The 24,664-nt window shown below is 45.3% G+C and carries 23 protein-coding genes; 18 read left to right on the top strand and 5 right to left on the bottom strand.

Annotation, left to right across the window (positions count from 1 at the left end):
• Window positions 1-140 precede the first annotated feature (140 nt).
• The gene (locus tag FS373_RS10185; protein ID WP_144048817.1) at window positions 141-1,763 is read left to right on the top strand and encodes a di-heme oxidoredictase family protein; all 1,623 of its coding nucleotides are present in this window, start codon (window positions 141-143) and stop codon (window positions 1,761-1,763) included.
• A 247-nt stretch (window positions 1,764-2,010) separates the two neighbouring features.
• Here FS373_RS10185 and FS373_RS10190 read toward each other — a convergent pair whose 3' ends face one another.
• On the bottom strand, window positions 2,011-2,340 hold the full coding sequence (locus FS373_RS10190) for a hypothetical protein (protein WP_144045001.1): 330 nt from the start codon (window positions 2,338-2,340) through the stop codon (window positions 2,011-2,013).
• A 584-nt stretch (window positions 2,341-2,924) separates the two neighbouring features.
• Here FS373_RS10190 and hemG point away from each other — a divergent pair.
• Both hemG and FS373_RS10200 read left to right on the top strand, forming a co-directional pair.
• Window positions 2,925-3,446: a menaquinone-dependent protoporphyrinogen IX dehydrogenase gene (gene hemG / locus FS373_RS10195; RefSeq protein ID WP_322619479.1), complete on the top strand. Its 522-nt coding sequence runs from the start codon at window positions 2,925-2,927 to the stop codon at window positions 3,444-3,446.
• Between the two features lie 42 nt (window positions 3,447-3,488).
• Window positions 3,489-4,025, top strand: a complete 537-nt coding sequence (locus FS373_RS10200) for a cytochrome b/b6 domain-containing protein (protein WP_144045002.1) — start codon at window positions 3,489-3,491, stop codon at window positions 4,023-4,025.
• 45 nt (window positions 4,026-4,070) lie between these two features.
• On the opposite strand, the gene FS373_RS10205 is transcribed toward FS373_RS10200, so the two are convergent.
• Both FS373_RS10205 and FS373_RS10210 read right to left on the bottom strand, forming a co-directional pair.
• A complete protein-coding gene (locus tag FS373_RS10205) occupies window positions 4,071-4,724 on the bottom strand; it encodes a thiol:disulfide interchange protein DsbA/DsbL (protein WP_152829380.1) in 654 nt (217 codons plus the stop codon).
• A gap of 209 nt (window positions 4,725-4,933) precedes the next feature.
• On the bottom strand, window positions 4,934-5,593 hold the full coding sequence (locus tag FS373_RS10210; RefSeq protein WP_144045004.1) for a DNA-J related domain-containing protein: 660 nt from the start codon (window positions 5,591-5,593) through the stop codon (window positions 4,934-4,936).
• A gap of 415 nt (window positions 5,594-6,008) precedes the next feature.
• Between FS373_RS10210 and FS373_RS10215 the strand changes: the two genes are divergently transcribed.
• Entirely contained in the window at window positions 6,009-7,643 is a 1,635-nt protein-coding gene (locus FS373_RS10215; protein WP_144045005.1) for a diguanylate cyclase domain-containing protein, read from the top strand.
• A gap of 181 nt (window positions 7,644-7,824) precedes the next feature.
• On the top strand, window positions 7,825-8,658 hold the full coding sequence (locus tag FS373_RS10220; protein ID WP_144045006.1) for a hypothetical protein: 834 nt from the start codon (window positions 7,825-7,827) through the stop codon (window positions 8,656-8,658).
• A 45-nt stretch (window positions 8,659-8,703) separates the two neighbouring features.
• Here FS373_RS10220 and FS373_RS10225 read toward each other — a convergent pair whose 3' ends face one another.
• Entirely contained in the window at window positions 8,704-9,990 is a 1,287-nt protein-coding gene (locus tag FS373_RS10225) for a lipopolysaccharide biosynthesis protein (protein ID WP_152829381.1), read from the bottom strand.
• 248 nt (window positions 9,991-10,238) lie between these two features.
• On the opposite strand from FS373_RS10225, the gene FS373_RS10230 reads away from it, so the two are divergent.
• The 13 genes from FS373_RS10230 (at window position 10,239) to FS373_RS10285 (ending at window position 23,597) form a co-directional block, all read left to right on the top strand.
• Window positions 10,239-11,336: an endonuclease/exonuclease/phosphatase family protein gene (locus tag FS373_RS10230; RefSeq protein WP_152829382.1), complete on the top strand. Its 1,098-nt coding sequence runs from the start codon at window positions 10,239-10,241 to the stop codon at window positions 11,334-11,336.
• Window positions 11,320-11,481: a hypothetical protein gene (locus FS373_RS31460; protein WP_185976955.1), complete on the top strand. Its 162-nt coding sequence runs from the start codon at window positions 11,320-11,322 to the stop codon at window positions 11,479-11,481. Before FS373_RS10230 ends, FS373_RS31460 begins: the two co-directional genes overlap by 17 nt.
• Before the next feature lie 99 nt (window positions 11,482-11,580).
• On the top strand, window positions 11,581-12,906 hold the full coding sequence (locus tag FS373_RS10235; protein WP_227992660.1) for a BamA/TamA family outer membrane protein: 1,326 nt from the start codon (window positions 11,581-11,583) through the stop codon (window positions 12,904-12,906).
• A gap of 549 nt (window positions 12,907-13,455) precedes the next feature.
• Window positions 13,456-15,726 carry an FUSC family protein gene (locus tag FS373_RS10240; protein ID WP_152829383.1) on the top strand — a complete coding sequence of 757 codons (2,271 nt, stop codon included), beginning with the start codon at window positions 13,456-13,458 and terminating at the stop codon, window positions 15,724-15,726.
• 10 nt (window positions 15,727-15,736) lie between these two features.
• Window positions 15,737-17,416: a TolC family protein gene (locus tag FS373_RS10245; RefSeq protein ID WP_152829384.1), complete on the top strand. Its 1,680-nt coding sequence runs from the start codon at window positions 15,737-15,739 to the stop codon at window positions 17,414-17,416.
• Window positions 17,416-17,625: a DUF1656 domain-containing protein gene (locus tag FS373_RS10250; protein ID WP_144045009.1), complete on the top strand. Its 210-nt coding sequence runs from the start codon at window positions 17,416-17,418 to the stop codon at window positions 17,623-17,625. The genes FS373_RS10245 and FS373_RS10250 overlap by 1 nt, the downstream gene beginning before the upstream one ends.
• A 25-nt stretch (window positions 17,626-17,650) precedes the next feature.
• The gene (locus FS373_RS10255) at window positions 17,651-18,523 is read left to right on the top strand and encodes an HlyD family secretion protein (RefSeq protein WP_144045010.1); all 873 of its coding nucleotides are present in this window, start codon (window positions 17,651-17,653) and stop codon (window positions 18,521-18,523) included.
• Complete coding sequence (locus FS373_RS10260) at window positions 18,516-19,178, top strand: potassium channel family protein (RefSeq protein ID WP_144045011.1); 663 nt, start codon at window positions 18,516-18,518, stop codon at window positions 19,176-19,178. The genes FS373_RS10255 and FS373_RS10260 overlap by 8 nt, the downstream gene beginning before the upstream one ends.
• A complete protein-coding gene (locus FS373_RS10265; protein ID WP_144045012.1) occupies window positions 19,171-20,337 on the top strand; it encodes an AI-2E family transporter in 1,167 nt (388 codons plus the stop codon). The genes FS373_RS10260 and FS373_RS10265 overlap by 8 nt, the downstream gene beginning before the upstream one ends.
• Before the next feature lie 464 nt (window positions 20,338-20,801).
• The gene (locus tag FS373_RS10270; protein WP_152829385.1) at window positions 20,802-21,680 is read left to right on the top strand and encodes a hypothetical protein; all 879 of its coding nucleotides are present in this window, start codon (window positions 20,802-20,804) and stop codon (window positions 21,678-21,680) included.
• Window positions 21,681-22,008: 328 nt separating this feature from the next.
• Window positions 22,009-22,221, top strand: coding sequence for a hypothetical protein (locus FS373_RS10275; protein ID WP_144045014.1), 213 nt, complete (start codon window positions 22,009-22,011; stop codon window positions 22,219-22,221).
• 380 nt (window positions 22,222-22,601) lie between these two features.
• Window positions 22,602-23,090, top strand: coding sequence for a hypothetical protein (locus tag FS373_RS10280; RefSeq protein WP_152829386.1), 489 nt, complete (start codon window positions 22,602-22,604; stop codon window positions 23,088-23,090).
• Window positions 23,091-23,153: 63 nt separating this feature from the next.
• A complete protein-coding gene (locus tag FS373_RS10285) occupies window positions 23,154-23,597 on the top strand; it encodes a cold-shock protein (RefSeq protein ID WP_144045015.1) in 444 nt (147 codons plus the stop codon).
• Here FS373_RS10285 and FS373_RS10290 read toward each other — a convergent pair whose 3' ends face one another.
• Window positions 23,598-24,536, bottom strand: a complete 939-nt coding sequence (locus FS373_RS10290; protein ID WP_144045016.1) for a DMT family transporter — start codon at window positions 24,534-24,536, stop codon at window positions 23,598-23,600.
• Window positions 24,537-24,664 lie beyond the last annotated feature (128 nt).

Consider the following 24,664-nt stretch of genomic DNA (forward strand, 5'->3'; position numbering starts at 1 on the left):
TCTAATACAGATGTGATTGGATAGAAAAGGAGGCACAGGAATGGCCTCCTTTTTTAATATAAAGAGACCTATTTTAAGCAGTATTCAGCTCAGGATAGAGAAATACTCGCTTAAGTAAAAATGTGTGTGGGATGAAAATGATGAATTTTAATCGTTATAAATATGCCAGTTTAGCTCTCGCTATCTGCTTTGGCTTAACTGCCTGTGGGGGCTCTGGTGACGATGCCCCTGAACCTAAACCCGAAGAAAAAATATACCCAAGTTTTACCGATATGAAGGCCAGCGGCGGAGAGACTACCACCTTCGATGCTTCCGAGTCAGGTCATGGTTTCTCGACTCCTGCACCTAATTTATCCGATGTGAGCTTAGAGCATCACCTCGAAGGTGATCTTAGTTTTGAGACCGCCTTCACTACGGCGCCAAACGTCGAACATCCTGATCTCGATGGTTTGGGTCCGGTATTTAACAATACTGACTGTAACTCATGTCACCAGCGAGATGGGCGTAATTCGACTCCCATAGTGCCAGCCGGAGAATCCCGGATAAAACTAAGTTCCGAAGCCGGGCTATTTTTGCGTATCAGCAAGGCTGCTGCGGAGCCATGTACTCTAGGAACTGCGGCAAATGATTATTGTGCTCCTATCCCAGTGCCTAATTTTGGCGGTCAACTGTTTCACCGCGGGGTGTTAAAAGCGCGTCCGGATTGGCAAGATAATTTGTTTGGTGGACAGGCGGATGTGTATCTCTCCTATGAAACCAAGGTCGTGACATATTCGGATGGCACAAGCATCACATTGAAGAAACCATTATTCGCGGTAGAAAACCCTTATGATGCACCCAGTGAGACCTTATCTAGTGCTAACGTGACTTCGGACCTACTCCAAGATGATGTCTTGATGGGCTGGCGTAACGGCATGCCTGTTTTCGGTTTAGGCCTGCTTGAAGCGATTCCAGAGACTGATATTTTGGCCCTGGTCGATGAGAACGATGCAGATGGCGACAAGATCTCTGGCCGGGCTAACCTGGTCTTCGACGCCGTTAAGGCGCAAGCTGGGGACACTAATCCAGTTTCTTTGGGACGTTTCGGTTGGAAGGCCAATACTCCGAGTGTACGAGTGCAATCTCTGGGTGCATTGCGTGGTGATATCGGTATTACTAATCCACTGTTTCCCGATGAGAGCGTATTTGGCACCGCCTTGCATGATAGCTATCTAACCAGAACCGGCTTCGTTGACACGGGAGAAGATGTCAATGGAGAGCCTGAGGCGAGCGTCGAGTTCAGTGATTCTGTGGTCTTCTATGCCGAGACTTTAGCGGTACCGGCCAGACGTAATGTCGATGATGCTAATGTTCGTGAAGGTGCGCGCCTGTTTGAGCAAGTTAACTGCACGGGCTGTCATAAGGCCAGCTTCGTGACTAAGTCGACTGGTGATATTGGCGGCACACCTATGATAGATGCGCTCAAGGGACAGACTATCTATCCTTTCACTGATATGTTGCTACATGACATGGGTGAAGAGCTCGCCGATGGCCGTCCTGATTTTCTAGCCGACGGCAATGAGTGGCGTACCCGTTCATTGTGGGGTATTGGCTTGACTCAGACCGTGAACCCACTGGCCGGCTTCTTACATGATGGTCGCGCTGCAACTCTGGAAGAGGCGATATTGTGGCATGGCGGCGAAAGTGAGCAGAGTCGTAATGACTTTATGGCATTGAGCAAGGCTGAGCGAGATCAAGTTGTTGCTTTCTTGATGTCACTGTAACGTTTATCCTGCTAGCTTTTAAATTTTGCTTAAAACCTATAGCGGAGCAAGTTATTGCTCTGCTTTTTTTATATCTATAGGTTTACTCACTATCATGCTTTCTGTTTTTCTCTGTATGACAATGGGAATTAGGATTTTTCTTTAGGGGCCACGATATACTCAATTTTGAGCTTTTTTAGATTAGTTAATTGGTAACTGGCTTTGGAAAAGGAATACTGAGTCCAGTGTTGTTATGTGTAATAAGTCCTTAATCTGCAGCGAGAGCATACGTGGCAATAAAAGTGTTTCCAGGTTCGTTTATGCATTTCTTGATGACTAAACCCATTCGTTCATCAGCCTGATACTTACTCATGGCTGCCGCACTGCCATATTCAGTGCTCTTCTGTATCATCCATAATGTCCTGGCTAGTCGCACATAAGGTTCAATATCCTGTCCCTTTTTGTAGGCATCGAGTACCTGCTGACAGGTAGTGAGTTCAATAGGCTGTGTGTCTTTTTTTAGATCCGCTAAGAGTTGGTTTTCATTTGCACATCCAGATATTGCCCAAGCCAGCACGATGGCTATTCGTTTTTTCATTTCGATTCTCTAAGTGTGATTGGAGCTCAGCTACTAGCATCTGAGAGTTTCCAACTTTGTTTATTTAGCTTGGCCCAATGAGGTTTGTATAGCCGTTAATCTATCATGATGGCAAGGTACTTTTGAGGCGTTAAGCCTGCACAACTCTGTAGGTACCTAGGTGATAACCAATGTTATATAACTTTATCCGCAAATGGTTTTGGATAAAGATAAATAAATAAAAATGTTAAGGTTGTGATGTGAAGCGGAGCATACCAAGAAGAGACTAGTGAGTGAAAGTATTACCTTTTAAGGACATTGATTCCATATTAAACAGCCTCCAGATTGAAACTTAACGATCACGTGTTGATATCATTTGTAACTAAAAGGTATCAGTTGGTTTAATTGTGTTCTTTGCCAGATAAGCTTTAATGTTTTCACTTCTGGTTGATGGTTGATGGTTGATGGTTGATGGTTGAGTTTGTGAGCTGGGTAGGAGTATTCCAGATTTGACCTCGGAGTCTCGTGATCTGTTTCAAGTAAATATTTTGCCTTATACATTAGTATGCCTCTATCCATAATGAGTTCATTAGTCAGGGGGCCCGGTGAGTAAAATATTGATAATCTACTCCAGTGTTCATGGCCAGACACGCAAAATTTCTGAGCATATCGGCAAACGTTTGATTGAAAATGGCAACCAAGTGGTGACTTGCTGCATAGAGCAAGTTCCGCTCCTCGGTGAGTTCGATAAAATTATTATTGGAGCCAGTATCCGCCACGGAAAGCATAATGCAGAGGTGTATAACTTTATTGCGACCCATCTTGTGGCGTTAGAAGCTAAATCTAGCTGCTTCTTTTCTGTGAGCTTAGTGGCGCGTAAAGCTGGCAGAAATACCCCCGAGACGAATCCTTATATGCAGGCTTTCTTGAGTAAGACCCAATGGCGGCCTAACTTGCTTAAGGTATTTGCAGGTAACCTGGATTATCAGGGCTATAACTGGTTAGACAGGAGCATAATTCGCTTCATTATGTGGATAACCAAAGGGCCAACGGCTGTGGGCACTAAGATTGAGTATACGGATTGGCAGCGAGTCGATGTTTTCGTCAAGGAAATCGAGCTGTTGTAGTGTTTGCTTGGGAAAATTCAAGATACACAAGTAGAGGTTTTAATGGCTAATTCTTCTTCGGTTTTCAGTAGGCTGGTTTCTAAGCTGGTCGACTATCAGCATGCCTGTATTATTATCTTATCTGCATTTTTAATTTCCACCAGTGGCTGGATCCTGATGGGACGAGGCCTGCGTAATAGTGCTTCAATATGGGATTATTTACATGTTTACCTGGGGTTAGTCACTGCCGGGCTATCTGTGAGTATGTTGATCACTCATTGCCTGAGAGGTCGGTGGCGACAGATGTTTCCTTGGCTGCTGGCTGACTTTTCTCAGCTCAACAAAGATCTATCCGGGCTGGTTAAAGGTAGAATCCCTGTAGCTGGCGGGCGTGGCCTGTTTAGCTGCATCGAAGGCATTGGGATATTACTCTTAGTTGGTGTTGGCTTTAGCGGCGTGATCTGGTTTTGTCTGCAAGGCAGTTCAGATGCCTTTATGTGGCGCAGTTATCACATCCTGCTTGTGAAAGGTTTTATCGGGTTTATCTTGATACATGTTTTCTGTGTATGTTTGCATCTACTGGATTTCATCAAAAATTGATCTAGAAACTAGGTCCTAGTTTCTAGATGCTTCTTAGGTTTACATCTACTTATGCTCTACGGCTAAGTAATTGATTAAGTCGATAAGCTCGCCGAGTGTTCGAATGGAACTCATGTTAACCGCGTATTTGTCATTCACTACAAATGCAGGGACACTCTGGATTTGGAACTGTCTCTGCTGTACGCGCCATAAATCTATCTTGTCATTAACGGCTTTACTGTCGGCAACAGCATCATACTCATTGATGTCGAATCCATTGGCGGCGAAGACTTTCTTGATATCATCGCGATTATTAAGCTCTGGCTTTTCATGTGCGCCGTGATCATGATTATGGCCATGAGCATCTTCGTCCCCCTGAATCGCAGCAAACATAGCGTGAGTCATCTTGTCACCAGCATTGAGCTCTTGAATCACTGCCAAAGAGCGCATGACTTCTGTACCAATATCACTATTCATAAAGTCTACATGTTTGCTATCAAAGGTGACTTTCTTATCTAAATTGGCTTTTATATCACCAAGATACTGCTTTTCCATGTTGTAGCAGTTATGGCAATAGAAAGAGAAAAATTCAGTTAGCTTTGGCTGAGCACTGGCTGTTTCGGCAATCTGTGTGAAGTGCTTACCTTCTTCAAATTGTGCAGCAAAACTACTCAAAGGGGCTAAAGCTAAAGTTAACGCTAAGGCTATGTGCTTAATCAATTGATTATCCTCAAAAGTGATAGGCTGAAGCAGGCTCGTACCGACTGGTACTCAATATCGAAACTTCTGCCTGAAGGGCAAAGCAAGCTATCGATACGCCATATTGCACCTAATAAATCTAGCATAAAAGCTAATGCTTAATTATGACTGAATTAACTTATAGGAGCAGTGTTTACAGTGTGATCTAGGTTTGAGTTTCGAGGATATTTTTAACGTTTATCTCTTAAAGTCTGCCACGCTTCACAAACTTTACGAAATTGAGCTGCATCTCCATTAGGGCGATCTGGGTGCCATATCAGGGCTAATTTGCGCCATTGCTTGCGGATCTGTTTATCTGTTGCATCGCCCTTTAACTCAAATACCGATAATGCCTGACTGTTATGCATCAAGTTGGGGCTAGTGCCTATGTAGTCTTCGTATCGACTCCAGAAAGACTCGAGCATTTCCTGAATGATGTTGGGGCAGGTATCGTAATTGAGCCAATTGAGATAGTAATCTCTCAAGGCGTCATCTTCCTTGAGGCTAGTGACTAGATTTAGGGGTAAAACCCTGTAAATTTGAATCTCCATGGCCTTAACTTGTAACCAATGTTGTGGTAGGAGGAGTTGCTGCAGCTCGAAGAGGGCGTTCATTAGGAGAAAATTGGTTTTGAAGAGGGCTTTCTGTTGATCATCGTCTAGATGATGCATCAAGCCTTGTTGTTGGAGTTTGGCCGCGAGGTGATGTACTTTCCAGCTTCTGTTAGAGGCTTTGAGTAGGCTTAACAACGGCCAAATCAAAGGGTTATCCTCCTTGATGTCACAGAGGCTGGTATCAGGACTCTTTTCTGTTATTGCTGAAATCGAAGTTGAACTTTTAGCAAATAGCATAGGTGAAATTCATCCTGAATTGCTGACTATGACTGTAGACTACGTCATAGGGGCAAGAGAACACAAGAATGATTGACTAAAACAATTTCATTGAGGTTCGTTTCATTCATTGGATATAGAACAATATCATTTGATTTTTTGATTGTTCGAACTAGTCTAAGAGAAGGGTTTGTCATCATTTTTTAATGTTTATCAGGATGTATCTATACTCGTCTTAGCATTTTTCAAGATCGTTTTTTTAGGTATAAATTTTGGATGATTGCTGATGGGAGTTAATTGCATAAAAGGACTAACTAATATAACTTATTTATGTTCCTTGGAACTTTTCTTTTTTTAAGCAGAGTAAAGCATTGTCACAACTTGAGCCTATTTCATTCTTTGTTGCTCTACTCTATTTAAGTAGAGAGAATTAATCATGCGTACATTCAGCATTTTCTCTAACTATTTAGTTCTATTTTTCATCTTGGTTGGCATCATACTGTCTGCAGGGATTGGATATAGCTTTTATCAAAATGAGACATTGACCATAGAGTCCGATTTTAGGCGAGATGTTGATGATAAGGCGGCAGCCTTAGAACGAGAGCTCTTGATTAATTTAGAAGTGCTTTATGCGGTTAAGGGCTTATACAATAGTTCAGATGATGTGACCGAGGGTGAATTTAGAAAGCTGGCAAGTAGCTTCTTGGTTAGGCATCAGAACATAAAGGCATTAGAGTGGATCCCCAGAGTAAGCTTGGAACAGCGCGAAAAATATGAGCAGCAAAGAAGACAACTGCACCCTGATTTTGAATTCACCGAGCGTGAATTTCAGGGGAGTATGATCCGAGCGACTGAGCGAAAGGAGTATTTTCCTGTCTATTATGTCGAGCCAATGGAAGGCAATGAGGTGGCATTCGGTTTTGACTTAGCATCAAATCCCAAACGCGACAAAATTCTCAAAAAATCACGAGATCTAGACCTCTCATTGGCGACCGCCAGCATTACTCTGGTACAGGAAATTTCCAATCAGAAGGGATTTCTGATGTTTATGCCTATCTATCGAGGTGAACCTAATACGTTAATTAAACGTCGAGAGAAGTTGATTGGCTTCGTGCTCGGGGTGTATAGAATCGGAGATATGTTCGAAACAGCGATCAAGTATACAGGCGCCCAAGGCATTAACTTAAAATTGATTGATAATACCGGGGTCTTGGCCGAGCAACTCTATTCAAATTTTTCTATCGACCAACGTCAAAATACGACTCAGCTTCAGCTCACTTACAATAAACCCTTGAGTCGATTTGGAGGGCGACAGTGGACATTAGTGTCGACTCCGACGCTTGGCTATATCGCAGAACGTAGAAGTTTATTACCTTTCATTAGTTTTGCATTTGGTATTTTATTCGTACTTCTTTGTGGTGCGTATACCTCTGCCGTTATTCGACGTAGCTCTTTAATCAAGGTCGAGGTAGAAGAGCGAACCCAAGATCTGAATGAAGCCAAATTGGAGCTGGAAGAATTATCCCATACCGATGGTTTGACCAAGATTGCCAATCGTCGCAAATTCGATGAGCAATTCGAAAAAGAATGGCAGAGAGCCGTTCGAAGCAATATTTCACTTTCCCTCATCATGATCGATATTGATAACTTTAAGCAGTTTAATGATCATTATGGACATTTGGCGGGAGACCAATGTTTGCGGGATGTGGCCAAGTCATTGAAGAGTACCATGAGCCGTAACACAGACTTAGTCGCTCGGTATGGTGGTGAAGAGTTCGTTATTTTATTGCCAAATACCAATGAACCCGCACTCTTGGCGGATAAGTGTCGAATGAGCATTGAAAAATTACATATTCCCCATGAGCCCTCGAGCGTCTCTGAATATGTGACCATCAGTCTTGGAGTGATCAGCGCAAATCCGACTCAGAACAGCGACCCTTTGGCTTTCAGTGCGAAAGCAGATAAATTATTATATCTAGCCAAAGACTTAGGCAAAAACAGAGTATGCATCGAGGAGCCGTTAATCCTACAGAAGGGGGATGTGATAGATTTTAAAGCACCGAAGCAGTAATTGATGCTCTCTATTCGAAGCTTCCTTCTCGGGCTTGCACTTCGATTCCTATTTCATCATTAGCTTAATTATTCAGGCTAGTTACAAGCTACTGATTTTAATCTTGGTTTGTGGTTAAATTCTGCGTAACAAGCCTGCCGGTGAAGCATTCGCTCGCCAAGAATTATAAGGTTATCGCAAAATGGCATTGAAAATTCCTACACTCATTTTCACCGTACTGTGTCTCTCCTTAGCGAGTACTTTTAGTGCTAAGGCACTGGATTGGCGTATCGCTTTTGGTGGCCACGACATTATAGTCGAGCAAGCCGACTCACATACTTTAGGTGCTGGGGCGACTTTTTCATTGTCTCATCTCACGCAGTCCAATATTTTATTGACTGGCTCTGTAGATGTTTTTGTCGATCATGATAAAGATAAGCTAGATCCCGATCATATTCCTATCTGGTTTAGTTCGAATTTTATGGTGAAGGGCGAGCTATTTCGTCTGTCTCCTGATAGTGCATTTCAATGGGAAGTAGAGGCGAGTAGCAGGCGAAATACTGTCAGTTCAGTTGAGAAACAGCTGAAATTGTTTCCTGGTATTGGCTATGAATATGATACAAAAAATTTCTTTGCCGGAGTGAAGGTGGGAGCGGGATACTACTTTCTGGAAATCGATGATGATGTGCCGAAAATGCGTGGATACGATCGAGGTGATTTCCAAAATAAGACCGGGGCTTATACGCTTGCGGCAGACACTCGATTTTCCTTGGGGTCTTCGTTGGAATTATCGGCTAAGATTCAGCATTGGAACGATGGCAGTGAGTGGCTGGAGAATCGTTATAGCATCGCCCTGAATTATGATGCTAATACTTGGGTAGAGGACAGTGTGTTTGTGGTGAGTGTAGAGCATACCGAATACAATCTCGATCCATATGCAAAAGTGGCTTTAGATGATCCAGATTACTTGCCTATCTTACCTTGGGATAAAGATACTTTGGTTAGAGTTTATATCGATATGCCCTGGGATTTTTAATCCCAATATGTGAATATTTTGGAGTTTATCACTAAGCTAGTCTGGTTATTTTATCTTCTGCTCCATAGGCATATTGCAGTGTTCTCTTCTGTGGATCTGCCTCTCTACCAAGCTCGATAAGATAAACATCAAGAGGTAGCCGGTACCTAGGGCTAAGATCACCGCCACGACATTGTCAGTAACCTCGCTATAAATATAGTAGCTCACTATCAGTCCACAAATGCCGCTGATTCTGATCATCAAGCTTTGGGTAAACAAGCCGTGGGCTTTAATAAAAGCTAGCTGATAGGCGTTAAGTATCATGAAGATGAAGAACATGGAAAAGTGCATTAGCACAGGTGCAGCCTGAGCGTATTCAGGCGGGAACACCCAAGCGACTATGTCATGGCTGAATAAAAGCATAGTAATGAAGAAACCTGAACCGACTATGGCGGCCAGCTTATAAATCCACTTTTTTATCTGTTTAATTTGCTGGATGTCAGAATTTCGTACACATACAGCGAGTTCAGGCAATACGAATCGATAGATAGGAAAAACGAACAGCAGTGTCAGATAGGTAATCACAGGTCTAACAACCACCTGAAAGTCTCCGAGCTCTTCGATGCTAAAGTGAGCGACTGTGAGTAGCACGGTAATGTAGATCATCAAGATGCTAGCCCCAGCCTCCAGGGATGCGGTAAAACTTTTTTTCACGAAGCTGACTAGGCTAGAGTCCATATTTACCGAGTCTAAAGGCGTCGTCGCTATCTGTTTTCGTCGGCTGATAAACATGAAGCCAGCCATGGCGAGAGAGGAGAGCATCATGGAAATGAATAGCGAGGCAATGGCGGCTTGCCCTAACAGATAGAAGCAGATAAAGAAGACTAAGATCTGGGCTAAGGGCTCCATCCAAGTCACCTTGTTGGAAATATTGTACATACGATACATGGCTATCTGATTGGTAAAGTAGACCTTGAACCCCATGCCTAAGATGATACCGACCAAATGGAAGTACTCCACTGGGATATGTAATGTGTGCTTGATATAAGGTAAGACAACTCCCCAGGTGAGCAATACCATAGTGATCAGGCTATAACGAAAAATATTGGTTATATCTTTATCATTCTGTGTTTGCGAGTAGCTCACCACCATGGAAGAGCGAAAGCCAGTCATCAAGATCAGAGACAGTGAGATGATATCTATGCTGGTGTGATACAGAGCCAGATCTTCTTTGGCTACCCATTGTGCCAGCCAAATTTTAAAGCCGAAGCCGATAGTTATACTGGCCAAGGTTGCCCAAAGCCCGGCGATAAAAGCAGACTTAACTCGTTCGATAGCTGTTGTTTGCATCATACTCCTGGCCGAATGAGGGGAAAAGGAGAAAGCAAGTTTAAGTATTCAATCGGCAGATTATTCTACCTCGATAATATGCGTCGATATAGTGCAATAAAGTAAAGCTGTGACTTATACTCATGGTTGGTCTTATGACAGGGGTTAAGTTGTACCGTCATTATTTTACCCTAGGCTGTTATTCAAACTATCCTTCGAGTTATTTTCGGTATAACCTTCATAAATAGTATCCGCTATTTCTAGGTTCAGCCTTGTTATCAACTTCTTCCAATAGCCATTATCGATTAAAGATAGCCAGCTTTAATCTGTTTAATTTTATTGCGCCTCCCGATGCCTTCTATGAATTTGACAATATTTACACTCAGGAACAGTGGCAGAAGAAGCTAAACTGGATTGCTAAGTACCTTAATGAGCACCAGCCTGATGTGATAGCTTTTCAGGAGGTGTTTAGTCCTGATGAACTGGAGACCCTCACTAAAGCTTGTGGCCTGGACTACTTTAGCGTGCTGGACTCACCTCAGGTCATGGACGATTTTATTTATAGCAAGCCAGTCGTTGCATTGGCTTCTCGTTATCCTATCAAGGAAGCGGTTTCGGTTAGCGCCAATAAAGAGTGGGCGGCGCAGATGGGGCTAATGAGTGAGTTTGAATTTAGTCGCAAACCGCTTAGGGCTACGGTTGACTTGCCTAAACTTGGCTTGTGTGATTGTTATGTGGTGCACTTTAAGTCTAAGCGCGCCCTGTTCGATGCACAGGATATTAAGGTTAATTCCGCTACAAGCTCCTTTAGAAAAAGTACTGCAGGTACTGAACTGAATACCGGCCAATTACTGGCCATGGAGGCGCTGGGGCGTTGGGGCTCGAGTGTTCAGCGAGGCAGCGAAGCTGCGCTGTTGCGTTATGCCATGGTTGAACGTCGAAGTCAGACACAAAATCCTATGATATTGATGGGGGATTTTAATGACATGTTGAGCGATGGTGTGCTCGCAGCACTAACCTCAGTCGATACCCGCATCAAACCTCAAGCTGATATGAGTCAGGGAGCCATGGGGGGGGTGGCTCATCAGTTAGGATTTTATCGTTTACAAGATTCCTATGATCTATACCAAGCGAGTCAATATAGTTTATCGGAACAGGCCAGGCCTGCGACGCATTATTATTTTGCTAAAGGCTCGGTACTGGATTACATCTTGCTCTCGAGTGAGTTTGATGCAAAAAATGATTTGAGTCTGGCTGAGGTCGGTCGCTACGAAACCTATGACCGCCATTTGATTAACCCCAGCTTCGAGCATGACAGCCAGAGCACAGATCATGCCCCCGTGATGATCACTCTTGCTATCAGAGAATGAGTTTGATGCCAAAAATGATTTGAGTCTGGCTGAGGTCGGCCGCTACGAAATCTATGACCGCCATCTGATCAATCCCAGCTTCGAACATGACAGCCAGAGCACAGATCATGCTCCTGTGATGATCACCCTTGCTATCAGAGAATGAGTAAATGCTGCGGTTTTGTTATCGTTTTGATAATATGCTTAGAGTTTTTACTAATTGCCTAAATGTGCTCAGTTTTACAGGCTAAAGGAACCGACTCCTATGAAGCAAACTACTTTTTTATCTTCTACTGTTTCAGTCTTCTTAGGCCTGCTAATCAGTGCTTCCATTTTCGCAGCTCCCGCGGCCAATGTGAAAACATCGGTTAATCGCACCGAATCGGCCAACAGAGTAAAGGAGAGCTTAGTCTTGCCTTACCTCTTCAGTTCAGAGTCCATGGGATTGAATATCGGTGTCGGCGGCATGCTCAATGGTTACTATCAAGATCATATGACCATTGGCGGGACAATATTTGGCGGCGACGTCAGCAAGGCGGCCGGCGGTGGTGTCTGGAACTTCCTGCTGCCGAATACAGAGCGTTTCTATTTAAGTGCCTACGGTATGATGGGTTACTATCCTAAACAGCGCGCCTATGCTGGTGGCACTCAAGATTTTATTCCCGCCAATACGCCTCTTCCCGGGAGTAATGACTCGGACAATACTCAGTATCTTGAAGCCGATGGCTCGTCGAATTGGTTCGATATTAAACTTGAATATGCCCTTCCCATAGGAGCTACTGCCGATAAAGGCTCGGTGAAGTATCAGCTCAAAGATGGCCTGTTAATTTCTGAGCCTAGTGGGGGCGGGGATTGGAATCCTCTGGAGCATGGAGCGACCGTAGTAGTATTGCGTCAGTTCAATCGTTACCAGAGTTTTGAATTCGAAGAGGGAGAGTCTGATGGTACTATCCACGCTATCGAGCTGGGGATCTTGTATGACAACACCGATTTCTCGATTAACCCGTCTAGAGGCAGTAGCCAATATTTCTCTATCTCCCACGATGCCGCCTGGCTCGATTCAGACAATCAGTGGACATTTTTAAACTTAGACATGAGCAAGTATTTTTCCTTCGGCGAGTCAGATTATGCTCATCAGAGAATTCTGGCGTTAAACTTCTGGACCGGATACTCACCCTCCTGGGAACTGGAGTATGACGGTTTAGGTGGTCAGAAAGTGGTGAATAATGCCCCTTATAATGAGGCGGCAACCTTAGGCGGCTTCTATCGCATGCGTGGTTTCGATCAGAATCGTTTCCATGATAAGGCTGCTATTTACGGCTCAGCAGAATATCGATATACCCTGAAATATAACCCCATAGAAGATGTGAATTGGCTTAAGTTTCTCAAGATTGATTGGTTTCAACTGGTGGGTTTCGTCGAGGCCGGAAGAGTGGGCGCGCAATATACTGCCAGTGAGCTGTTAACAGATCTTAAATATGATGCCGGCTTCTCTTTGCGCTTTCTAGCCGCAGGTCTGGTCGTGAGGACTGATATTGCGATTTCAGATGAAGGTAGTAACACTTGGGTGATGGTGGATCATCCGTTCTAACTTCATTAGCGGTTTTTAGACTAAGCGGGGATCATCCGTGTATATATTTTGTTTAGCGGTTTTTAGACTGAGTAGGCCCTGTACGTTTATGTAACATATTAACGACCGCCCTAAGTCTTGGGTTATCCCTTTGTTGTTTCTATGTCTATGAAAAGTAGTGAAGTATTGAGTGGAAGATGAAATGAGTTTGTTTGAGTATAAGTATTGCGGTTTCATCTTGATGGCAACTTAGCGGGTAATTGCTGTTAACGCGAATCTGCTGTGTGATTTTTGTCCTGGTTATGAGTTTTAACTCTTAAATTGGTCACATTTTTTATAGGCTAAGGGCGAAAGGCTATCGGTAAAACGCGTACTTGGTGATAAAATAGTCGCATTGAACAGGAACCTGTTCATGATGGACGCTATCACATGTATCAGGGAAATGATGTCATCTAATAATGCAGCACTGCATTAACATTTCAATACTAGACTAGCGCGATGAGTCGCTATAAAAGCATTAGTCGATTCATGCACTTATTTAAGTTCTATGAGACTCTATAAGGATATTTAATGCAAGGTAAGGACTCAAGTCAAATTGAGCAATCCAGATGGTCGTGGCTGAATTTTAGTTTCTGGCTATGGCCCTTTTGCCTGAGCGAGAAATTCAAGTTTGCCTCGAGAGTTGCCTTGAGTCTGACTCTGGCTTATCTCATTCCCATGGCTATGGGTTGGCCTCAGGCATCGACGGCCGCCACCACTGTGATGTTGATCGCTTCTACCGGCAGTCGCCGCGAGTCTCTCGCCAAGGGTACTTATAGGGTGATTGGCACCTTGATTGGTGCCGTTATCGGCTTACTGCTGGTGGGGCTCTTCGCTCAAGAGCGCATCCTCTACATGTTAGTGGTCTCTGTGGTGGTCTCACTCATCTTCTATTTTCGCAATGCCTATAAGAAAGACCCCAGTGTGTTTATGCTCACCGGGGTGATGGTATTGATGATGTCCAATGGCGGCGATGCCAACGGCGCCTTTATCTATGGTGTTGATCGGGCCTTTATGACGGCATTCGGCGTGGTGGTGTTTACCTTGGTCAGTGTATTCCTGTTTCCGGTCAAGACAGAGCAAAACCTCAAGGCATTAGCCCATGATCTGAATCGAATACAGGGACAGATTTTTCATCTTCTGACGCATCCTAAGGTGACGCAGGTTCAAGCCGAACCCGCTAAATCAATGTCCCTGGAGCGTCCCGAAGAGTCGGCAGAGCAAACAGATGTGTCATCTCTGGTGAAGCAGCTCTTCGCTGCGCAGGGGGCCTTGGATCAGAGGTACACTTCAATCAGCGCCGAGTGCAGCGATGTCTCGGGCTATAAGAAGGAGTGGGACCTGGCCCTGCTCTATTATAAGCAGATCTCTGAGTTGCTAATTTTTGTCGCCGAGTCGGGCTCTCACGGTGTGAAAGAGGGCACAGAGTTAAGGCTAGAGCGCTTTATCACAGATTACGATCAAACTGTCCAAAAGCTAGCGGCACTTTTTATCGAGTCAGAGCAGGCTTGGGAAGATAAAGAACGCACATGTGAAGTCATCGAGTACAGAGTGACTTTAGATGAAGAAGCGCTAGAAACCTGCACTCATCTTGGCAGAGGCAAGGTGCTGACTTTCGCCTACTTGCTCAATCAGCTCCATGAAAAGTTGTCGCGGTTGACGGCGACCATCAGCTGCATAGATTCTGTGACCGGTAAGGTGGACTTCAGCGAGCGCTTCCCTAAGGCACTCTCTCAGTTTATCTGGTGGGATGCGGAGAATGCCAAGACGGCTATAAAGGTATTCGTTACCTATTGGGTCGCGGGACTCATCTGGATCTACTTCAATCCTCCGGGGGGCTACACCTTCGTGGTCTTCTCGGTGATCTACATGTCCCTGCTATCTTTCTTGCCTGTGCACCCTGTGATGTTGCTGGTGCTGTTCACCTTCGGCTTCCTGTTTGCTGTGCCTGCCTATGTGTTCGTTCTGCCCGGGCTGACTTTAGGTGCCGAGCTTGGGGTCTTTATTTTCATCTATACCTTCGTCGCCTTCTATCTGTTCAAGGGGCCTGTCACCATATTTTTCCTTATGGGTTTGTTTGTGCTGGGTATTGATAACACCATGCATTATAACTTTGCCGTGCTCCTCAGTGTAATGATGATGTTTTATCTGGTGGTCTTGATGATCATCTTATCCTATTACTTTCCCTTCTCATCGCGCCCGGAACATCTGTTTCTGGTGATGAGAGAGCGCTTCTTCAGACATGCCGCCGGGGTGATCCTTTGCCATCAAACGCTTAAACCTAACGGCTTACAGCGGCTCAAGACCGATTGGCACCAGATGACCATGAACGTCACTGTGAAGAAATTAACCCTATGGTCGGCAAAAATTAACAATAAGCAGTTTCAGCAAACGACGCCACAAGCTCTCGCGGCCTTCTGTGCTGCCTGTGAAATGCTCAATAATCATCTGAATATCTTTGTCTCTTCCCAAAGTAAGTTTGCAACCAATGAACTGGTGTTACAGGGGCGGCATTCTTTCAAGGATAAGGTGCTGCTGCCCATGACCAAGTCTTTGGCGGGGGGATATAAGCAGGAGGCATCAGACAAGGTGTTTTTGGGCTATGAGTTGGATTATGAAGCCACAGAGTTGCAGTTGGAAGATTATCTTAATGGTCTCGACCTGTCGCTCTATTCGGCGACGGACATCTCAGGCTTCTATATCTTCCTCAATTTGAAGAAGAATGTGTTCGATGCCATCAGTCAGTGTCAACGGACGTATGAGGATATCAGTTGGAACAATTTACGACAGAAGCGATTTTAGGAGAGTGGCAATGTTAAATAAGTACGTCAAAACCTGTCTGGTGATGATGCCATTGCTTGGGCTCTCGGCGTGTACCACTCTGGGACCAGACTTTCAGCCTCTTGAGGCGAAGAAGTTACCCGACAGTTGGAAAAATTCTGCCTCAGACTCTGATTCTAAGAGTGATTCTGAGAGTGAGCTTGAACAGACAATGCAAGCATCTGCTCAGTGGTGGAAGCAGTTTAATGATCCGACCCTAAATCTTCTGGTGGAGCGAGCCAATACCCAAAATCTGGATATCGAGGCCGCGGGCCTACGTATCTTGCAGGCGAGAATGATCTTGGGGATCAGTGATTCACTCAACTATCCACAGGTGCAGGTGGCATCGGGTAGCTTGGCGAAAGTGTATCGCAACGAGAGCTCGCTCAATAGCGCGGCTCTGTCATTCGATGCAGGGTGGGAGATGGACATCTGGGGCAAATATGCTCGGGGCGTCGAGGCCTCTGAAGCGACGCTCTATGCCAGCATCGCCTCATACAATGATATTGCCGTGACCATCACATCGGAAGTGGCACGTAATTATATTAACTTCAGAACCTTTCAGGAGAGAGTGCTGCTCTCCAGGAGAAACATTCAGATCCAGCAGCGTGTGGTACATATCACTCAGGTGCAGTATGACTCGGGCAATGTCACCGAGCTCGATGTGCAGCAGGCCAAGAGTCAGCTTTACACCACTAAGGCGGCGCTGCCTTCACTTAAATTGGGCATGATGCAGGCGAGAAATGCCCTCGCCGTGTTACTCGGTGTTATGCCTGGTGAGATAGTGCTCATGCTGGAGTCGGAGCAGCTCAAGGCTAAGGTCGATGCCTACAATATCGAGTATGGCAGGGCAGATACCAAGCGCACCATGACTGATGAAAATACCGAATCTATCGTGCCTACGCCGCCCATGCTCGATGCCAGTATCGATGCTTCCCTGGTGATGAGACGTCCTGATCTTCAGGTCGCCGAGTTACTGGCCCATGCCCAGAGTGCCAAGATAGGCTCGGCCGAGGCGGCCCTCTATCCCAGCTTTTCCCTGTTCGGCTCAATAGGGATCAACAGCAATACCCCCAGCGGTAGCAGTTTCAGTTTTAGCGATTCGCTGACGCTCTCCGCCGGCCCCTCATTTTCTTGGAATATTTTCCAATATGGCCGGATTAAGAACAATGTCCGCCTGGAGGATGCCCGCTTGCAAGAGGCGCTCACCAACTACAACAAAAAGGTGTTGTTGGCGGTACAAGAGGTGAGTGGCGCTCTGGAATCCTATTCCCTGTATCGGGAGCAGAAGGCGCTGAGAATGAGTTCGGTTAATGCCTCGGTTCGGGCGTTTAATATCTCCATGACCCAGTATGAGAATGGCCAGATAGGCTTCGAGCGACTCCTGAACTCGGTAGAAAAGATGACCCGTAGCGAAGACAGTTATGCCCAGATCAAGGGCAATGTGGCCAATCAAGTTGTGGCGCTCTATAAATCCCTAGGCGGTGGCTGGCAGATAAATAATGGCAAGGCTTTTATCAGCGATGCAACTAGAGAGCTGATGAGGCAGAGAACCGATTGGGGAGATGTTTTAGATGAACCTCAATTATTACCTGTGCTGGGAAACAAACCGGCGGTTGCGGATATTCAACAGACTAGCGCTCAGCTTTCGATTAAAGGAGGGAATGAGTGATGGATCTCCCCCATGAACTCGCTGCGGGAGATGTTTATTTCTCGCCCCTGTTACTGGTACTGGTGGTGGCGACAATCGCCAGCTGGATAACGGTAGCCCTGTTAAATAAGACGAGGTTGTCGCGTTTCATTGCGTTTCCCTCGATGACCTTTATGGCGATAACCTTGTTCTACGTTATCGGCATAGATAGTTTCTTTTTACGCTTCTAAATGGACCTTCGAACAAGTGAATAAGATGAAAAAATTATTAATCATAGTCCTCAATGTCCTCATCATAGGCGGCGCACTGTTTCTGGGTTATCAGAAATACCAGGAGTACTTTAACAACCCCTGGACTCGTGATGGCCAGATTAGAGCCAATGTGATCAAGCTGGCTCCCCGGGTTTCCGGTCCTCTGGTGCAAGTTTATATCAAGGATAACCAGTTTGTGCATAAGGGAGATCTGCTGTTTCAGATCGATCCCAGTACCTATGAAGTCTCACTCTCCCAAGCCGAAGTCGGGCTGGAGCGGGCCAAGTTGAGCTCGCAGGGTAAGAAGATTGAGTTCGATCGCCTTCAGGACATCAGGGCGAAAGATAAGGGAGCCGTTTCCCATAAAGATTTGATCCGCCGTGAGATAGCTTACGAAGAGTCCAAGCTTAAGATTAAGGCCTCCGAGGAGCAGTTGAAGGCGGCCAGAATGAATCTTGGCTTCACTAATATTTATGCTCCTGTAGAGGGTTATGTCTCTAACATAGACATCCAGATCGGTACCCAGGCTGTGATGAATCAGCCGCTTATCGCTCTGGTCGACAGCAATAGCTTCTGGGCCTTCGCCTATTTTCGTGAGAGTGAGTTAGAGCAGATACATATAGGCAGTACTGCCATGGTGACCCTGATGGCACACCCAGATAAGCCTATCGAGGCCAAAGTGGAATCGATAGGCTGGGGCATAGCGCCTAAAGACGGTACCGTGGGCTATAACTTGCTGCCAAATGTGAATCCTGTCTTTCAGTGGATCCGCTTGGCACAACGTATTCCTGTGCGTATTACCTTAGACGAGCTTCCCGAGGGAGTAGAGTTGAGATTCGGCCTGTCAGCTTCGATCATGGTGCTCGGCGATGAATAAGAAAATCAATCAGGAAAATAACTTCTACTACATGACCTTCGCGCTCATTGGCTTACTGGTAACCTCATCTCTGGTAGAGGTGATGCCGAGCGGTATCTTAGAATATGTACTCGAAGGGGTGATAGTGCTGACTTTTCTGGTCTGCATATTGAGTTTGCGTTTTGATCCTCGTTGGAAACGCTTCATGCAGATGTTGGCGCTATGCTGGGTGCTTGCCTCGATACTCAGGCAAGCTTTAGGCATACAGGAGATAGATCTGTTGGTGCTGCTGATCATGTTTGCCTTTTTCTGGGGGACATTTAGATCTATCTCCAGGCAGATCTTATTTACCGGCACAGTGGACGGCAACAAGGTGGTGGGGTCTGTGGCCCTGTTCCTCCTGATGGGCTTGATGTGGACCATTGCCTACCTTATGGTCATGGAGTTTGCGCCACATTCTTTCACTGGCATGAGCCAGATGTCCTGGGGGGAAAACTTCTCTCAGCTGGCCTATTTTAGTTTCGTTACTTTAACCACATTAGGCTATGGGGATATCAGTCCCATCAGCCCATTTTCACAAGTCCTTGTCTACATGGAAGCGATCGCCGGAGTGTTTTATATGGCTATCGTGGTAGCGAGTTTAGTGAGTTCAAATCAGGGAAAACAACATGGATAATCAACAAGGAAATAATCGAGTGGGAAATCAGCAGAGTAAAATATTCGTCAATAACATGATGGAGTCGGCTATTCGCATCGGCTTGCTGTTTATGCTTATCGTATGGACGTATGACATTATCAGGCCCTTCGTCATTCCCGTGTTGTGGGGTGCCATCATAGCCGTGGCCTTGATGCCACTAACCCAGAAACTTGAGAAGGCCTTTAAGGGCAGACGCGGACTGGCTGCGACTGCATTGGCTATTATCGGAGTCGCCCTACTGGTCGTTCCATTTGTCCTAGTCTCAGGTTCAATATTCGATGGCGTCAGCCGTACCATAGAGGTGTTGCAGAGTGGTGATGTTAAGATACCTGGCCCGACCCAGAGGGTGGCCGATATTCCAGTGATCGGCGATAAGCTTTATGAAATATGGGCCTTGTTCTCCACTAACCTGGAGAAGGCGGTGCAGCACTTCCTGCCTGAGATAAAGACGGCCGTGGGCACTATAGCCTCGGTAATAGGGAGCAGCTTGGCGACTCTGATGATGTTTATCATCTCCTTAGCTATAGCGGCGGGTTTCATGTCCCATGCGGAGAAGATCTCTGAGGCCGTTAGCACTGTCGCAGTACGTGTTGTGGGTAAGAATGGCGAGCAGTGGACCACACTAACCGCCGCGACCATACGCAGCGTCTTGCTTGGGGTTGTCGGCGTGGCATTCATCCAGTCCATGTTAATCGGCTCCGCCATGTTCGTGTTTGACGTACCCGCGGCAGGGCTGATCACCTTAGGTGTGCTGATACTCGGTATCGCCCAGCTGCCGGCACTGATTGTTGTGCTACCTGTTATTTTCTATGTGTTTTCTACTCAGGATACGACACCAGCGACCATCTTTACTATATGGGTGCTGATTGCTGGCGTGTCGGATAACTTCCTTAAGCCTCTGTTGATGGGACGTGGCGTGGATGTGCCTATGCCAGTTATCTTAATTGGTGCCATCGGCGGCATGCTGTCGGCCGGGATCATAGGTTTGTTCCTCGGCGCCGTCGTGCTTGCCATCTGGTATGAGTTATTTGTTGCCTGGTTGAAGGTCGACAAGGAACAAGGGGCAAAGCAAGAGCTGACGATTGAAGGTGACACATCTGAGCCTAAGTTTGAAGCTGTGGCTAATGAGGTCAAATAGCTAACGATTTTTACTGACTCAAGGGAGCCTAGCAGGTTACCACCAGAGGAGGAGAGCATAGGCTCTCCTTTTTTATGGGGTTCAGTATTATACCAATTCCATTAAATTGATGAACAATTCAGAGCTCTCTCAGGGCTTTTAATTCACGGCGCATTGTTGAGGAAATGGTTATTCCCTTTTGAGGCAAAGCAACACAGAAGTAGAAGTCCTGAGAAGCTCACGTAGTGCGGGTTTAAAAATACTTTATGCTGCGCAAGTGGCTTTCGATATACGACTGCATGGATGCTGGAGGTAGAGCAACGCAGGAGCTTGTTGCCGAGAATAACTATTAGCTTCAATCCCCTTACTTGCCTACAGCATTTTTAACTCCCGCTGAATGATCACTTACTTAATGGAACTGGTATCATCTATAGTGGCTTTAGGTTAGCGTTAATTTATGCACTGCAAGAGACTCATATAGCCCTATGTTAGATGCCATCTGTACCTTAGATGAGACCAAGCCGGTTACTTATACCGTGTTTAAGTTTCAAAAATTGAGTGATGCCGATATTGAACATTATCGGCAGTCCCTCATATGCCCAGCTTGTAATGGCAAGGCGTACTTCCGCAAAGCCTCGAAAGATGGCAAGGCCGCCTGTTTTGGCTCTCGTTACCACCAGACAGATTGCAGTGAATTTAACCCTTCAAATGCAAAAGTGCGTGAAGAGCTTGCCGCCATCGAAGTTAATCAACTGCTGGTGGACAACGATGCCCTGGTCATTGATTTTTCTAAACGAGCTGGAGGAAAGCGCGCTAGTCTTAGCTCAGCAGATAAAAAGGTTGTCGTTGAGAGTAAAGCTGATAAAGGTAATACAGACTTAGCAGAAATAGGCGCAGATAAAGCAGGGACTCAAGATGAGCAGTCTGGTATGAGCCGAGTCTCTTCGGAGGGATTGGACAAACTGCTTCACAGTTTACTTAGGGGCAGTGAACTGGCCGAATCAGATCTCTGGGTCTATACCGATGAGAAGTACCGTTGGCGGGCCAAGAACTTGTTCGTTAACTTTGCCGATGCTGAGCCTACCGACAACGGTGCGCCGCGTATGTACTGGGGAACCCTCTCTCACAGCGATAAAAATATGCACTGGCTCAATCCTGCCGATTGCAGGGATGTGGGTATTCCTGTCGAAGATTATCAAGAGGCCTTGTGTAAGAGATTTGATATCCAAGAGCGACGCGACCTTGAAGGTGCAGGGATCATCATTTTTGGTAAGTGTTTTTTCAATAAGGATAAGACCCGAAAGATCATTCAGCTGTGGGGTAAAGACATTAGTCGGATGGCTATCTCTAAGTTAGATGATTAGCAGGTGTTAAAGGGAGCACTGGCTGGCAGCTAAATCCGGGTGCTGTACTGCTTATTCGAGATGCATTGCAAAGTGGGAAGTATTTTTGCATTTAGCGAACAATAGTTTTCATCTGGATTCTTCTTTTCGTTATTAAGTTAGCTGAAATAAATATCAGCTAACTTAATAATAATTTAGATGATTATCTTTTTATTTGCCCATGATAAACCGAGTGAAACAAAGTTATAATTATGGTTCTGATTGATTTTGGCACAGCATATGCTGTATTAAAGTCTAGCTGTTTATATCCGATATAAAGGATATAGATGAGTCATTCGAGGAATCAATTATGTCAATTACAAGCCAAGATAAACCAGCCATGCCAGAGTTGCATTTTAAAGTTAATCATCACCTCTATGAAACCTCTAGCTCATACCGTTGTAGAGTCGATTACGTTATCAAGTTGCTCGCCGCCGAAGAGTTAGATCAGGCTAAGGAGGCTCAATGCGCTAAGGAAGATGTGATCAATTTGGAGAAAGATTTTATTAGAGGTTATAACTAATAGAATTTAATCTGGATTGTGATTTTGGCAGGCTTAAAGTATAGGTATTAGCTTGCCATTGGCGAAGCCGAGGCTCAGTATTTAATAAACAGTTTTATACTGGCGAATCTTATAAGGTATCCCATTGTCAGGTGTGAACTCGTCTATACCTTATGTTTTATGATAAAAGCTAATTAAGCTTATTTTCCTACCATAATGAATTTTATAACTGATTTATCGTGTTTTAGTAGGCCAATATTTCGCCTTCTTGATTAAGGGGGATATAAATCACTAAGAGTTAGGCTCATGGTTTATACGTATTTAACAATATGTTATGGATGTTTTATATCTATTGGGATAACTTGACCTCATCTAAATTCCTGTATCTGTGAAGGGATCCAATGTCCTCAGAAAATACCAAGATATTGTTCCTTAGTTTATTCCTCTTACTGGCTGCGACTGGAGTCGGGATAGGCATGTATGTTAATGCGGGCAAACATGATCAAGATAAAAGCTTAGTTCCCCTCATCATAGGTTCTTGGGTGAAGATCCCTGGTATTTGCGAGGGTAAGACCCATTACGACGAACTGGTAGAGATACTGTCTAAGGACTCGCTTAGGGTTAAGGGGGGGGTGATGAACATAGCCGATTTTTCAATATCAAAGACCTCGCCGATTGAGATAAGTTGTGATGCTGTGGGTGAAGGTGAGATGTTCGCTCAAACTTCATTTATGGCCGATAAGTTCTCTCGTTTTTATTTGGGCAAGATTGGTGACTACACCATTATGAAAAATGTGTCACCAGCGGGAGAGTTGTGGTTTAAACTCGATACTCATTTCCAACAGAAGCTGCAAGCGATGAGCGATACTAAAAACAAACGCAGACTCTGAGGTGAGCGAATTTAGGCTGGCTCATTTACAAAGAAGAACTTAAGGATAGACCCAGATACAGGTATGAAAACTCAGATATTAAAGGGCTTATTGATCCGCTGGAATGATGATAAAGGGTTTGGATTTCTCAGGCCAGATGCATCTCATGTAGATATGGTCACTTTACATGGGCCGGCTAGCGATCAGGAAATATTTATTCATATCTCAGTCTTGAAACATATGAGCAGGCGCCCCAAGGTCGGAGACACCATCTTCTTTCTGATAGAAACTAAACTCGACAGTAAACTCAATGCCATCCAGGCTTATATTGAAGGGGTCGAAGCCAATACTGATAATGTGAAGGATAATAAACCCTATCTAGGTAACGGCAATAGTAAGATCCCTATCTCCTCATCGGCTGTTATAGCACGGCTATTAATCATCGCCGTGCTGCTTATCGGTGGCAGCCTGATTTATCAGATGTTCACTGACTCGAATACCACAGAGGATGTACACAGAGCGCAGTAATCAAGGGCTCTTTTTCTTCATCAGCTTATGTTTGATAGAGTCCATGGCCGTTTCACCGAACTGATATAGGCCCAGGCCGGAAATTACAAACATGGCGCCTATGACTAAGGCATCTGTGATTGTCTCGCCATTAAGCTGAGCCCCTAACATCATGGCGAACACAGGTGTTATTAAGGTCACGAGGGCGACAGTACTCGCCTTCAGATTTTGTAGGATATAGAAGTAAGCGATAAAGCCTATCAGGGAGCCAAACACCCCCAGATACAGGATCGACCAGAGTGATCTCTCCTGCCATGTCTCTATTGGTAGGGTGCCGTCGAATATCAACCAAGCCAAGGCAAATATTGGCGTCGAAAATGCTAATGCACCAACCGTACTCGCGATGGGATGAATATTGATTTTGATGGTCTTTATTAACACGCCACTGAGACTAAATAGAAATACCGCAGTCAAGATCAGCATCAGGCCAATCCAGCTATCCGAGCCCAATGAAAGTTTAGATGAACAAACAATCCCTAATCCGATAAAAGCCATGGCCAGGGCTAATAGTTTCATGGGGCCAAATTTGGCCTCACCGAGCAGCTTCTGAGCTAGCAAACCTGAAATTAGCGGCGACAGACCGAAGATCAGGGACATGGTTCCCGATGCCAGATAGCGAGCCGAAAAGTAGCTGAGCAACATGCCGCCGACTATGCCTATGGATGAGACGCCATAAAGCTTTATTGCCGTCCTGCTCCATGGCAATCGAATACGGGTTATAAGCAAGATCAAGCTCCCCAGAGACAAGGCGATCATCATTCTCAGCAACACAGCCATGGTCGGATGAACAGACTCGCTGCTCCAGACTATGCCCAGTGGAGTGGTAGACCAGATCAAAACCACAGATAAAAAGGCTGCGGGAACCAGTCTGGGTAATGTTGCCGGGACTTGCATTGTCATCTTGTACCTCGCTTACTTTTGGTATTAATAATTTGAAGAAAAACCTGAGTCTTGGTCATCAAATTTGTGGTAAGCCGAGAAGAGAGCGGAGAAGGGGGGAGTTATCTGCCGCATTGCTATCTTTTGCG

The sequence above is a fragment of the Shewanella sp. YLB-07 genome (genome assembly GCF_009377275.1).